Origin of the sequence: Leptolyngbya sp. GB1-A1, assembly GCF_039962475.1 — a bacterium.
GTDB lineage: Bacteria > Cyanobacteriota > Cyanobacteriia > Elainellales > Elainellaceae > Leptolyngbya_A.
Window position 1 is genome coordinate 255,217 of sequence record NZ_JAMPLI010000005.1, and the last position, 12,381, is coordinate 267,597.

The 12,381-nt window shown below is 50.4% G+C and carries 11 protein-coding genes; 2 read left to right on the plus strand and 9 right to left on the minus strand.

The genetic code is table 11. The features are described from left to right. The first annotated feature begins 425 nt into the window (after window positions 1-425). Entirely contained in the window at window positions 426-2,804 is a 2,379-nt protein-coding gene (locus NDI45_RS07945; RefSeq protein ID WP_348246965.1) for a S8 family serine peptidase, read from the plus strand. 670 nt (window positions 2,805-3,474) lie between these two features. Here NDI45_RS07945 and NDI45_RS07950 read toward each other — a convergent pair. Together NDI45_RS07950 and NDI45_RS07955 are read right to left on the minus strand one after the other, a co-directional pair. Further along, window positions 3,475-3,945, minus strand: a complete 471-nt coding sequence (locus tag NDI45_RS07950; RefSeq protein ID WP_348246966.1) for a cupin domain-containing protein — start codon at window positions 3,943-3,945, stop codon at window positions 3,475-3,477. Next, entirely contained in the window at window positions 3,920-4,342 is a 423-nt protein-coding gene (locus NDI45_RS07955) for a nuclear transport factor 2 family protein (RefSeq protein ID WP_190794711.1), read from the minus strand. Before NDI45_RS07955 ends, NDI45_RS07950 begins: the two co-directional genes overlap by 26 nt. A 47-nt stretch (window positions 4,343-4,389) precedes the next feature. On the opposite strand from NDI45_RS07955, the gene NDI45_RS07960 reads away from it, so the two are divergent. Then, window positions 4,390-4,851, plus strand: a complete 462-nt coding sequence (locus tag NDI45_RS07960) for a helix-turn-helix domain-containing protein (protein ID WP_348246967.1) — start codon at window positions 4,390-4,392, stop codon at window positions 4,849-4,851. Window positions 4,852-4,904: 53 nt separating this feature from the next. Here NDI45_RS07960 and NDI45_RS07965 read toward each other — a convergent pair whose 3' ends face one another. The 7 genes from NDI45_RS07965 to corA form a co-directional block, all read right to left on the minus strand. Next, window positions 4,905-5,138, minus strand: a complete 234-nt coding sequence (locus NDI45_RS07965; RefSeq protein ID WP_348246968.1) for a hypothetical protein — start codon at window positions 5,136-5,138, stop codon at window positions 4,905-4,907. 32 nt (window positions 5,139-5,170) lie between these two features. Then, window positions 5,171-7,075 (minus strand): transketolase C-terminal domain-containing protein, encoded by a 1,905-nt coding sequence (locus NDI45_RS07970; protein WP_190791845.1) that lies wholly within the window; start codon window positions 7,073-7,075, stop codon window positions 5,171-5,173. 253 nt (window positions 7,076-7,328) lie between these two features. Continuing rightward, window positions 7,329-8,588 carry a beta-ketoacyl-ACP synthase II gene (fabF, locus tag NDI45_RS07975; RefSeq protein WP_190791844.1) on the minus strand — a complete coding sequence of 420 codons (1,260 nt, stop codon included), beginning with the start codon at window positions 8,586-8,588 and terminating at the stop codon, window positions 7,329-7,331. Window positions 8,589-8,812: 224 nt separating this feature from the next. Continuing rightward, complete coding sequence (acpP, locus tag NDI45_RS07980; RefSeq protein ID WP_190791843.1) at window positions 8,813-9,058, minus strand: acyl carrier protein; 246 nt, start codon at window positions 9,056-9,058, stop codon at window positions 8,813-8,815. A gap of 300 nt (window positions 9,059-9,358) precedes the next feature. Then, window positions 9,359-10,414 carry an ABC transporter permease gene (locus tag NDI45_RS07985; protein ID WP_348246969.1) on the minus strand — a complete coding sequence of 352 codons (1,056 nt, stop codon included), beginning with the start codon at window positions 10,412-10,414 and terminating at the stop codon, window positions 9,359-9,361. 75 nt (window positions 10,415-10,489) lie between these two features. After that, window positions 10,490-11,002 (minus strand): adenine phosphoribosyltransferase, encoded by a 513-nt coding sequence (locus tag NDI45_RS07990; RefSeq protein ID WP_190791841.1) that lies wholly within the window; start codon window positions 11,000-11,002, stop codon window positions 10,490-10,492. A 166-nt stretch (window positions 11,003-11,168) separates the two neighbouring features. Continuing rightward, window positions 11,169-12,365: a magnesium/cobalt transporter CorA gene (gene corA / locus NDI45_RS07995; protein WP_348246970.1), complete on the minus strand. Its 1,197-nt coding sequence runs from the start codon at window positions 12,363-12,365 to the stop codon at window positions 11,169-11,171. Window positions 12,366-12,381 lie beyond the last annotated feature (16 nt).

The window sequence follows — 12,381 nt, forward strand, 5'->3', positions numbered from 1 at the left end:
CCACAGTATCTAAATTGCCTTCCGGTTGGGAGAGCAATGCCCTATCCAAACACGGCAAATCTTGTCGTTTAAAGCGACAGGAAATGGCTGAACGACAGAATACGATAGGAAACAAAGTGAGTAGCGGAATCAGTGTTTTCACTGAAAGCGCCAAACAACTATCCAGCAACACGGTCCCATAGATTGAGGAATTATTGCCCTGTGGTTCTACTTCAATTGTTTCTGCCTGTAGCCGATATTAAGTTTTTTCGCTCCTTGCCTAGCGGCTGAGAGAACTCCTGCCATAATCGATTGCTAGCAAAAAACTGCTTCTGTTGATGTGAAGCATATGTAATTTTTGATGCAACGGATGCACGATTTACTTAGAATCAGGAGATGATGAATTTTACGCTTTTCGTGCATCTAGAATCATTGAGCTTGCTGTTATGGAAATCGATCGGGCTGGGAATACGTTGAGGCATGCTAAATCCATTAGACTTGGCTCAAAAATCAGTTACTTTAAAGATTCGATTGGCAAATTAGACAAAAACGATTATTTGCGGCTGCGACTGCACGATCGAAGTAGCCTTTCTCTCAAGCTCGATCGCCTCAAGGCAAATGCAAATCTTCAGATCCTTAACTCCAAAGGTCGAGTGATTCAGACGGCAGCCCGTCGCGGTAAAGCAGCGGAGCGTTTAAATCTCGATTTAGGTTCAGGAACGTATTACATTCGGGTCTATTCCCAACAGCGAACAGAAACAACCTATCAGCTAACTCTGTCCGCAACTCCAAATTCTCCTAGCTCATCTAGCCTGCCAGATTTGCGCGGCATTTCCTTCAATAGCCCACAATTCTTGAGTATGGGAGACACAGCCGCTCTCACCTTTCACCTAGAAAATGCAAACGCTACTGTTGCCGGAGGTTTTGGAGTCGATTTCTACCTGTCTACCGATCGCACTTTAGATAGCAGCGATCGGCTGCTGGGCAGCCAAGCGATCGCTGGATTAGCAGGTAATCGTACAACAGGACAGTTGACAGCAACCGTCACTTTACCTAACCAATCCGATGCTTTTTGGCAGGGTGAAGGAACGTATTACATCAGCATGGTTGTTGATCCTGCGAATCAGGTAGCAGAATCTAACAAGGCAAACAACCGCAATCAGGGAACGCCGCTTGATTCCAGCACCATTCAGGTGAGTTTGCTGCCTAGCTTCACTGGTTTTAGCCTTCAGGATGCATCGGGAGACACTTCCGAAAATACAGTTTTTCAGGAAGGAGCCGTGCAGCTAAGCTACAGTCTAGCAAACGGGTCACGGTTGGCAAAAGTGCGTCTGGAAGCCCTTAAGGACGGTAGCATTACTACTTTGGGAAGCTGGACAGGTGCATCACTTTCTCGTGGGTTGGTCAATCTAGCAAACGTTGCTGGGCTAAGCGGCGACTATGAGTTTCGGGCAGTTGCTCAAACAATCGAAGGTCGAGAAATTGTCTCAGATCGGCAGTCTATGAAGGTACTGCCCTGGAACCTAGTGGCTGGAACGGCTGTAGGTGAAACCCTAGATTATGCAGCCCCAATTGGCACAGGCAGCGTCATTCTAGGACGAGGTGGAACTGATGTCTTACATCTAAATATCGAGCGATCGAGTATTTCCAGCATTAATGGTCTTGATTTGAGTGCCTTCGATCCACAGGCGATCGCGCATCAGGCAATCTTGCGCGGCACGGCGTTTGATTCCGTTAAGCTGATCGATGGACGAGAAATCTACTTCCAGGGCATTGAAGCCCTACGATTCTCAAATGACACGATGCTAGAACTTCAAGTGCGGCCAAATGACCCGTACTATAGCCAGCAATGGAATTTGCGAGCTTCAGATGTTGAAAGCGCCTGGCGGTTTACCAAAGGCTCCAAAGATGTGCTGCTAGTTTCGATTGATTCTGGAGTTCCCCTGACAAATACGCCCGAAGGTAGCCTTGTAGATCTCGCTTCTACTCGCCTGATTACTGACCCCACCGACGATGACCAATCAATTGGTGCTGGACATGGACACTCTGCGATTAGCGTTATGTCTGCCACACCAAATAATGCTGAAGGCATCACGGGAATTAACTGGAACAGCAATGTTTATGTAACCAAACCCTATGGGGAAATTACACTTCAACAAAGCATTAAAGATGCTATTAGTTATGCCCGTGCAAACCACAAGCGCGTGGTACTTCAGGGAGGTATTGCGGGCGAACTCTGGTTGACTAACGGTGGTACGCAAGCAGAACTTGAACAAATCTTTTCTGACTGTGCAGACATTGCCGTATTTGCAATGGCAGCCGGAAACGGCAATGTAGACATGGATGACCCTACTAATTTTTGGGAAAGCGGTGGAATTGGTCGTCTGGAGGCGAATCATAGTAACGTGATGTCAGTTGGCGCACTGGCGCGATCGGACGTACAGATCATCAACGGACTGTTGAATGCAGCTGCAGTTAGGCGAGCAGGTTACTCCAACTATGGCAGCAAGCTAACGATGATGGCAGCAACTGACTCTCCTGTAATGAATACGCTAGGGCAGCTAGATTACTTTGGTGGAACGTCTTGTGCAAATCCAAATATGGCGGCAATTGCTTCCCTAGTCTGGAGTGTGAACACGAATTTAACTGGAGGGGAACTGCGGCAGATTCTAACCGACACAGCAATGGATTTGGGATCTGCAGGTCGAGACTTATACTTTGGACATGGACTGGTGAATGCAGATGCAGCCGTTCGACGGGCATGGGCACTAGCTCGAAACGTTGAACTTGCTAGCCTTTACAATGGTCGTTCCCTATTTGCATAACACCTTTGTATAGCAAATGAGAAAAAATGGTCGCTAAGGACCAAATGTCCCACTTACGGTGTTTGGTCTAGTTGCAGTAGGAAGGCTAAAACAATGAAAATCAAGCTTCTACAGCATCAACTGTCCCAGAAACAGCCAAAAACGGGACAGTTCAACTCATTAAACATACAATTGAAGCGATCGCTGGCATGCCCAACTCAAAAAGCTTTCAGCCTGAGCGACCATTTTTTTTCTGCTGCTATATAAAGGCGAGGATAAGGAATTCATTGTCGAAGGGAAAGTTGCAGAGGATTTAGGTAGAAACAACTTCACTTATCTCTATCAGGCAACTCTAGGACAACTTCCATGCTGAAATGTTGTAAACGTCCAGATACTAATGATTTGAGGGGCCAGCCAGACAAACATATCTTTGGCAACTCAATCCAAAACTTGCACAAGAACAACAAAAATTCAGCAACAGCTCAATTGTTCGAAAATAAACCTGAAGCGATCGTGTGTAGTATGCCTTAGAGCCTTGTAATGCCTAGGATGCAGACTAGGAACCCTGCCGAGACTAATCATTTTCGGCAATCATAGAGGTAGTAACGTTCCCCTTCAGCGACAGCAGAAGACCTTTGCATCAACACCATCACCTAAATCCGTCCGCTGCAAGGGCTGTTAGGCGGTGCTACTAATATGCGCGACCATCTTTGTGCGTTAAAACCCATTCACCATTCGGCAATTGTGTTGCTTTGAGATCATCATTTGGGTATTCGACCTCATCTCCCTCAGGGCGATCGCCAACCTCAAGATAGGTTACGTTTTCTTCAGATCGGTTAATCAGTTGATGGGCGATACCTGTGCCTGCCTTAAATCCATAGCAATCACCGGGATGCAAAACGAATTCCTCTTCACCAAGTACCAGCGTTGGGCTGCCTTCCAATACCAGGATAAATTCTTCTTGCTTTGAGTGGCTGTGAGCAAGAGCAGAAATTGCACCGGGTGAGAGATGGGTTAAATTAACTCCAAAATGAGTCAACCCAAAATACTCACCCAGTTTTCGCTTTTGTCGTCCCTTCAAAAGGGAAGCATAAGGTTCTGGATAGATCGTCTTACCGAGCGGTGCTGAAATCGATTCAGCTGAAATTGGCGATTGCTTCATAACCCTCCCTTGTGATGTTAATGGCGTAACAAGCCCAAGCTTTCTTTACCTTTCCACTACCGTCGAACCATAGTACTTCAGTCACCATGCCCCGATGCCCTCGGTAATAGAGCGTGATGCTATCGACACCCGTCAAGACTTCTTTCAGTTCAAAATGAAGGTCAGGGATTTGCGCTAACCCCTTCTTCCAGTAAACTCTCACATCCGCCTTGCCATGTAGAATGCCGCTAGATTCTCCAGCAATAGAGGGGATCAAAGGGGAAGCCAACTCGAAGTCATCCGTGTAGTGGCTCAGGACAGCATCGATGTCATGTTGATTCCAGCCCTCGATCCAACTGCGGGCAAAGCTTAATGCGAAATCTGCGTTGAGGATCGGCATGGTTACAAAATAGGTCATCTAGGTTGACATATTCAAATTAGCTGAACATCGATTAATATGTCAACATGACTGACCTAAATAGTTCGCCAAGCGATCGGGAAAAAGAACTTAACGAGGCTCTGGAAGCGTTGCACTTTGCTTTTCGCGCAGTTGTTGCAAAGCCAGATGCCATACTTGCTGAGCGTGGTCTCTCGCGTGTCCATCATCGGATTCTATATTTTATTGGTCGCAAGCCAGGATTAAGCGTTAACGAATTACTGGCGACTCTCGGAATCAGTAAACAGTCTTTGAACAGTCCATTACGGCAACTGACCCAATTAGGGCTAGTCGAATCTAATATTGACACCACCGATCGCCGAATCAAACGCCTAACCCTTACACCATCGGGCTTATGTTTGGAGAGCCAATTATCCGGCGATCAACGACAACGTTTTGCGCGGGTGTTTGAAGTTGTCGGACGAGAAGGGGAGAGTACATGGCGTAAGGTTATGCATCTACTAGCGGAGGATACATTCGCCGGGGAATAAAATAGGCAGCAAAACGACTTAAATCAGCGGCGGCAGATCACTCAAACTCAGCACTAGCGCTTTTTAACCGCCCGGGTGAGCAAATGCGGCTGTACAAACGCTGGTATCCGCCCACCGTGCAGCGAATTCCCCTCTAACTTTCCCTGACTTTGATCCAATTGTCCTGATCCAACCAGAGCGGCTGCGAATTGCCTTGACTCGATCGAGCTAAACCGCAGTCGCTTGTAGCGATCGCAATCCTGCAGCGTTAAAAAAACTGCCTCCCATTTCTGAGAAGCAGTCTTCATGATGAATGGGGCGATCGCCCTACTAAATCTGATTAACCAATCAACGATTTCACCTTCTTGATAATGCCATCGGGATCGATGCCCTGATGCGGGTACTGTTCCCATAAGCCGCCGCAGCCTTCTTCGTAAGTGCCGATGTGGGCATATTTAGGCGTATAGCTACGCTCCAGCAACCAGGTTCCAAAGCGGCTGCCCAGTCCAGTTCTGCGGTTGAAGGGTTCGGTGACGAGGACGAAGGGAGCTTTGCCGATTTTTGCCATCATTTCTTCGTCTACCACGTTCAGCGTTGATTTGTTGATCACGCCGACTTCGATGCCTTCCTGCTTCAGGCGTTCTGCAGCATCCACCGCGCGATAGAGCGAGTCGCCAAAGGTAACAATGTAACCCGCGCTGCCGTCGCGCACCAGTTCATCTTTGCCGGGAACGAACTGATAGTTGCCCGCAAACATTTCGTTGCCGTTCGCGTCCAGGATCATCGGCGTTTTCGATCGCGTCGAGAAGATAAACCGCATTCCCTTATTAAAGAACACCGATTCGACGCAGGCTTTCATCTGGTTCGCGTCTGCTGGGAAATAAAGGCGCGTTTCGTAGCCGTCGTCCAGCCCGTTGTCGGCAAAGAAGTTGTTGAGTCCGAAGTGGCAGGTGTTGTCTGCCATGTCATCGATGCCAGAGTGGGAGAAGTGGCACAGCAGATTCGAGTAATTGAGCCGTGCCATCGTGATTTCCGAGATACACATCTCCAGGAAAGCGGCAAAGGTGGCAAAAATGCCCTGCTTGCCTTCTTCCATACCAAAGCCCGCCGCTGCGGACAAATTGCCCCGCTCCATAATCCCTGAGGGAATGAAGACTTCGGGGTGGGCATCGTGGATTTTCTTCAGACCACAGGAACCTTCCAGGTCGCTGTCGATCACGACTACTTTAGATTTGCGCTCTTCTTCGCTCATCCGTCCCAGCACGGTTACAACCGCATCCCCGAAGACATTCCGGTTGGAGTCCCACTTGTCGCTAACACCCTGGAAGGCGTATTCGTGCTTCGGCTTCTGGATGTTGTTGAGGTAATCGACGGCTGCCTGGTGTCCGTGCTCTTGCAAGTAAGTGAGTGCCAGCTTCACCGAGATTACGTCATGCCCGTGGTTGGAGCCTTCCAGCCCGGTAATGCCGGGGCACATCGGACGCTTATTGATCACGGCGATCGGTCCGGGTGTGTTAATTGCCTCGCAAATCCGGCTATAGAGTCCGTCAATGTCTTCGCCGTCGCCTTCCAGCACTTTCATGCCGTGTCCTTCCAGCGTTTTGCGAACGCTAAATCCGGGCAAATACTGCGAGGGGTGTCCGGCGATCGTCACATCATTATCGTCAATCAGCAGCTTCACGTTGAGGTGCTGTGCCACTGCCAGCCTTGCCGCTTCTGCGTCGTTGCCTTCCTGCTGCGAACCGTCTGAACCGAGACAGAAGACCGCTTTGCCAGGATGCGCCAATGCTACACCGTTCACATAGGGCCACATGTGTCCCAATCGCCCCGAACTGAACTGCACGCCCGGAGTTAACCCCAGTTCCGGGTGTCCGGGTAGCTTCGAGTTTGCCTGACGATAGTTCACCAACTGTTCCGCAGGCATTTGACCGCGCAGGACAGACATTAGATATTGTGTCCCCACCCGGTGTCCGGCTTCGTCAAAGAAAATCGGCACAAACTGATTGGGCTGACTGCGAAACAGCGCATCTAGAATTACCACTTCCGGCACGGTGTCATAGGGTCCACCCGTGTGTCCGCCCATTCCAGTTGCGGCTCCGGTTGCAGTAAAAAAGACGATCGCATCACGACAAAGCTGGATATTGGCTTTAAGTGCTTCCCGCTGCTCGTCAGTCAGGGTCGAATTTTGAGGATCAAGCTGAACGGTTTTATAGGCACTGAGATCGATCGGAAAAGCAGTAGTCATGACAGGTTTAAAGGCAGGTGTAAGGGTGGACTTAAAAGAGGGCTTAGACTCACAGACTTCATTGCTTGCAAAAATTTCTTATGGGGTGGGTGTCCTCCCCTGCCCATTGCAACATCTCTCGATACTCACCAGACCGTTAAGATGCCTCCTGGACTAGGCGGGCAAGATGCCTACCCCACAATAAGTAGCTAGAGATTTGTCTCCTCAAGCGGGCAGGCAAGATGCCCACCACAAGAAGGCTGATTCAGGTTTCTTAGCCGTGATATTTGCGGAACGCTAGGGTCACATTGTGTCCGCCAAAGCCAAAGGAATTGGACAGCGCAACTTCTACTTTCTGCGATCGGCTCGCATTTGCCACGTAGTCCAGGTCACAAGCCGGATCGGGATTTTCCAGATTGATCGTGGGAGGTAGCTTGTCGTGATAAACCGCCAGTGCGGTTGCCACTCCTTCAATGCCGCCGGAGCCGCCGAGCAGGTGTCCGGTCATCGACTTCGTAGAGCTAATTGCCACTGTATGAGCAGTTTCACCCAGCGCAGTCTTGATCGCTGCCGTCTCAGTCGAATCGTTGGCAGGCGTACTGGTGCCGTGGGCGTTGATGTAGTGAACCTGGTCGGGAGTAATGCCTGCATCCTTAAGGGCAAGCTGAATTGCTCTCGCTGCGCCTTCGCCGCCCGGAACTGGAGAGGTCATGTGATAGGCATCGCAGGTCATGCCGTAGCCGATGATTTCGCCGTAGATTTTTGCCCCTCGGCTCAGGGCATGTTCTAATTCTTCCAGGATCAAAATTCCTGCGCCTTCGCCCATCACAAAGCCATCGCGACCGATATCAAACGGACGACAGGCATGAACGGGGTCATCGTTGCGGGTGGAGAGTGCCTTGCAAGCCGCAAACCCTGCCAGCGATAGGGGAGTTACGGCTGCTTCTGTGCCACCGCAGATCATTGCCTGAGCATAGCCGCGCTGCACCAGTCGAAAGGCATCGCCGATCGCATTCGATCCTGCCGCGCAAGCCGTAACGGTGCAGTTATTCGGACCTTTTGCGCCCGTGTGAATTGCCGTTAACCCGGCTGCCATGTTCGCGATCATCATCGGAACCATGAAGGGGCTACAGCGATCGGGGCCGCGATTGAGGTAAATCTCCTGCTGGTCCTCCATCACCTTTAAGCCACCGATGCCCGTCCCGATCACCACGCCGACTTGCTCGGCATTCAGGTCATTAATCACAAATCCGGCATCTGCAAGGGCTTGCTTGCTGGCGGCAACCGCAAACTGGGCAAAGCGATCCATCCGCTTGGCTTCCTTGCGATCCATATAGTCCTGGGGGTCAAATCCCTTGACCTCACCCGCAATGCGACAGTCGTGCTTAGACGCATCAAACAACGTGATCGGACCAATGCCATTCCGACCGCTCAGCAACCCCTCCCAGTACTCCGCCAGGGTATTGCCGATCGGGGTGATTGCGCCCAGACCCGTCACTACAACCCGCTTGAGTTCAGAACCTAAATTTGTCATGACAGCAGCTTCAAGGGTTTAATCTACCCGGAATGCACAACAGTAAACTCAGACAGTTAATTTCAAACAGTGAAATTGAGAAGTAAACCTGTAAGGCTTAGCAAGAAATTCAGCGAAAACAGAACTTAATAACAGACCGAATCAATAACAGACTGAATAATAAATGGGCTGGAGCAGTCCGGTCAGCAACAGCGCCCAACCCTTCTTTTTGCCTGTCGATCGCCTTAAGCAGCCGCTTTGTCCTGGATGTATTTCACAGCAGATCCTACCGTTGCAATGCCTTCAGCCGCTTCGTCAGGAATCTCAATATCAAATTCTTCTTCCAGTGCCATCACTAGCTCAACCGTATCCAGTGAATCCGCGCCCAAGTCATTGGCAAAGCTTGCTTCCGAAGTTACTTGCTCCGGATCAACGCTCAACTGGTCTGCCACAATTTTCTTCACTTTGTCAAAAATTTCTTGCTCGCTCATACGTTCCCTTTGCCAAGATGCGACTTTCTATACAGTTGCCTAACTGTTGCAATCCACTCCTCACCTGATCGGCAAGGCTTTCGCCCTGAGTTAAGACCTACGTTAGAGCGATCGAAGAGTCAGGCATCTCTTCATCTTACTTGAAAGGGGACGGGATGAAGCAGCGCACAAGCGCGAAGCATTTGTGCCAAAAATCGCAAAGATTTGCAAAAGGCATTGCTTTGAAATACAAAAAGACACGAATACTTTTACTTTGCCCTTTAGCCCCAATGGCTTCGTCAATCGTTTCTGGCTGCCGTGCTAGTTCATATCGGTCAGCTTAATGCGTGGATCAACCACCTTCAAAAGCAAATCCGCCAGCAGGTTGCCCAGAATCAGCAAAAACGCACCCATGATCAGACTCGCCATCACCAGATACAGATCCTTTGCCTGCACCGCCTGAAGAATTAATCGTCCCAGTCCGGGCCAGTTGAAATAGTTTTCGGTGATAAAGGAACCGCCCAGCAGTCCTGCAAACTCAAAGCCCAGCAGCGTCACCAGCGGATTGACCGCATTTCGCAGCGCGTGGACGTAAATTACTCGATTTTCGGGCAGCCCCTTTGCCCGTGCGGTTTGAATATAGTCTTGCCGCAGCACGTCCAGCAGTTCGCCGCGCATAATCCGCTGAAGCCCGGCAAAGCTGGTGATACTGAGTGCCAGCGTCGGCAAAATCATGTGCCAGGCAATATCAAGAATTTTGCCGATCGGGGTCAGATCTGCATGATCGATGCTCGTCATCCCCCCCACCGGAAACAGCGGCGAAGTCACCTGCGCGAAGAATAGCAGCAGTAATCCGGTAATCAGCGTCGGAAAGCCCTGCCCGATATAGCTAATCACTCGCAGGAAGCGATCGGCTTTTCGATTTTGCTGCACCGCCCCCACGATGCCCATCGGAATCGCAATCGTCCAGGTCAAGATCAAAGAAGCGATCGAGAGCAGCAGCGTTGCGGGAATCCGCTCCCATAAAATCTCCGTCACTGGACGCTGAGCATAGGCAAAACTCACGCCAAAATCTAGCCGGGTGAAAATCTGCCGCACCCAGAGAAAATATTGCTCCACGACGGGCTTATCCAGCCCAAACTGCTGCTGAAACTGTTTCAGAGTTTCCTCCGAAATCTGCGGATTGTCCCGCAAGTTGTCCAGAAAACTGCCCGGCGAAAGCTGAATTACAAAAAAGCTGAGTGCCGAAGCGAGCAGCAGCGTAATCAACGCCTGAAGCAGCCGCTTGACCACATAGCCAACTGTTTCACTGGTGAAGAAAGCAACGATCGAGCCGTACAGCGATCGGGCACGTTGAGGGAAAGAGGAGGAGGTCATAGGGAGAGGAGGGGGTGAGGGGAGGGAGTGACTCACCAGATGATTTGCCTGTTAGTTCCTCATTGTAATGATTTACTAATACTGCACCAGCGTGACGATCGGGGCTTTGGGCAAATTCTCCCGTCCCTTCAGGTCAACCAGTTCAATGATGAAGGCATAGGCAGCGATTTCACAGCCCGTTTTCTGGATGAGCTGAGCGGTTGCTCCAGCCGTGCCTCCGGTGGCAATCAGGTCATCGACGATCAGCACTTTTGCGCCGTCGTGCAGGGCATCCTGGTGCATTTCCAGGCGATCGGTTCCGTATTCGAGGGCATATTCGATTGTGTGAACCGCAGCAGGGAGCTTACCGGGTTTGCGAACCGGAATGAAACCGACTCCCATGCGATAGGCAAGCGGTGCGCCAAAGATAAACCCTCGTGATTCCATGCCGACCACATAATCGACTGCAAAACCAGCGCATTTATCTGCCAGGGTGTCGATCGTGTAGCGCAAGCCTTCCGGGTTTCGCAGCAACGTGGTGATGTCTTTAAATAGAATGCCGGGTTTCGGAAAGTCAGGAATTTCGCGGATTAGAGACTGCAGATCCATAGAGTTTTCGGAGTTCTTCTAAAATTCGGGCTTGCAGTTTGAGATCCTATCATTCTTAGTCGAGCGGTCTTTGATTTCAGTGAACGATTCTGTTTTCGATCGCTTTAGGAGCTTTCCAGTGATCCGCTTACCAATCACTCGGCAGGGAAAACTGCTTCGCATCGCGCTACTCCTTGATGCCTGAGAAATTCTCAAACCAGCCACGTCGATAAAAATAGAAGATCAGAGCTGCCGCAATAACCGCCATTACTGCAAGACAGACAGGATAGCCCCAGTACCAGTTCAGCTCCGGCATGTTCAGTGGCGATTTTTCAGTATTGAAGTTCATCCCGTAGATCCCGACAATAAAGGTGAGGGGAATAAAAACGGTCGAAATCATCGTCAGCAGCTTCATCACTTCATTCATGCGGTTGCCAACCGAAGAAACATACACATCCATCAGGCTCGATGCCACTTCTCGATAGGTTTCCACCATATCTAGAACCTGAACGGCATGGTCATAGCAGTCTCGCAAGTACACCTGCACCTCGCTGCTGACTAAATCATTGCTGTCGCGAATCAAAACGCTGATTGCGTCTCGCTGGGGCCAAATGGCACGCCGCAGGGCTAACAGTTCTCGCTTAATTCGGTGAATCTTTTCCAGACTTTGCCGGGTGGGATTAGAGACAACCTCATCCTCCAGCTCCTCAAGTGCTTCACCGTAGGCCTCTAGAACTGGAAAGAAGCCATCGATCAACGCGTCGAGCAGGGCATAGGCAAGGTAATCTGCGCCGTGTTTGCGAATCGTGCCCTTGTTGCCGCGAATCCGCTCTCGAACTGGACCAAACGAGTCGTAGTCCGGTTCTTCCTGCACAGTGAGCAGATAATGTTTACCCAAAATAAAGCTCACCTGTTCACTGACAAAGCCGCGCTCATCATCCTTCAGGCAAACCATGCGGGCAATAAATAAAAGCTGATCGTCGTATTCTTCGACTTTGGGACGCTGCGGCACGTTAACCACATCCTCAAGCACCAGCGGATGCAGATCAAAAACCTGACCCAATCGCCGCAGGACATTCTCGCTGCCCAACCCCTGCACATCCACCCAGGACACGGATTCGGTATCTAGATAAGGCGTACATTCCTCAGGCGCGTCGATTTTGAGACGAACGGCATTGTCCTCTTTGTAGTCGATTAGAAAAATCGTGGGCGGCGACGCATCTGCCTCGATCGTCAAAGTCCCTGGCATGCTGCCCGGCTCATCAAAATAGTAGTCATCCAAGTAGGAATCCTCTTCCTCTACCGCAGCATTAACCGTGGTGGATGCAGTCGGGGAAGCGGTGAAACTCAGTTTGGAAGGCGATCGAGACGGTCTGCTGGTCATACATTCAGCCTGGAGT

What these genes read in the sequence shown, in the direction of transcription:
- NDI45_RS07960 (WP_348246967.1), top strand. Translation starts at nt 4,390, where the DNA reads ATGACTGACCTAAATAGTTCGCCAAGCGATCGGGAAAAAGAACTTAAC.
- NDI45_RS07970 (WP_190791845.1), bottom strand. Translation starts at nt 7,075, where the DNA reads ATGACTACTGCTTTTCCGATCGATCTCAGTGCCTATAAAACCGTTCAG.
- NDI45_RS07990 (WP_190791841.1), bottom strand. Translation starts at nt 11,002, where the DNA reads ATGGATCTGCAGTCTCTAATCCGCGAAATTCCTGACTTTCCGAAACCC.
- NDI45_RS07950 (WP_348246966.1), bottom strand. Translation starts at nt 3,945, where the DNA reads ATGAAGCAATCGCCAATTTCAGCTGAATCGATTTCAGCACCGCTCGGT.
- NDI45_RS07985 (WP_348246969.1), bottom strand. Translation starts at nt 10,414, where the DNA reads ATGACCTCCTCCTCTTTCCCTCAACGTGCCCGATCGCTGTACGGCTCG.
- corA (WP_348246970.1), bottom strand. Translation starts at nt 12,365, where the DNA reads ATGACCAGCAGACCGTCTCGATCGCCTTCCAAACTGAGTTTCACCGCT.
- fabF (WP_190791844.1), bottom strand. Translation starts at nt 8,588, where the DNA reads ATGACAAATTTAGGTTCTGAACTCAAGCGGGTTGTAGTGACGGGTCTG.
- NDI45_RS07965 (WP_348246968.1), bottom strand. Translation starts at nt 5,138, where the DNA reads ATGAAGACTGCTTCTCAGAAATGGGAGGCAGTTTTTTTAACGCTGCAG.
- NDI45_RS07955 (WP_190794711.1), bottom strand. Translation starts at nt 4,342, where the DNA reads ATGACCTATTTTGTAACCATGCCGATCCTCAACGCAGATTTCGCATTA.
- NDI45_RS07945 (WP_348246965.1), top strand. Translation starts at nt 426, where the DNA reads ATGGAAATCGATCGGGCTGGGAATACGTTGAGGCATGCTAAATCCATT.
- acpP (WP_190791843.1), bottom strand. Translation starts at nt 9,058, where the DNA reads ATGAGCGAGCAAGAAATTTTTGACAAAGTGAAGAAAATTGTGGCAGAC.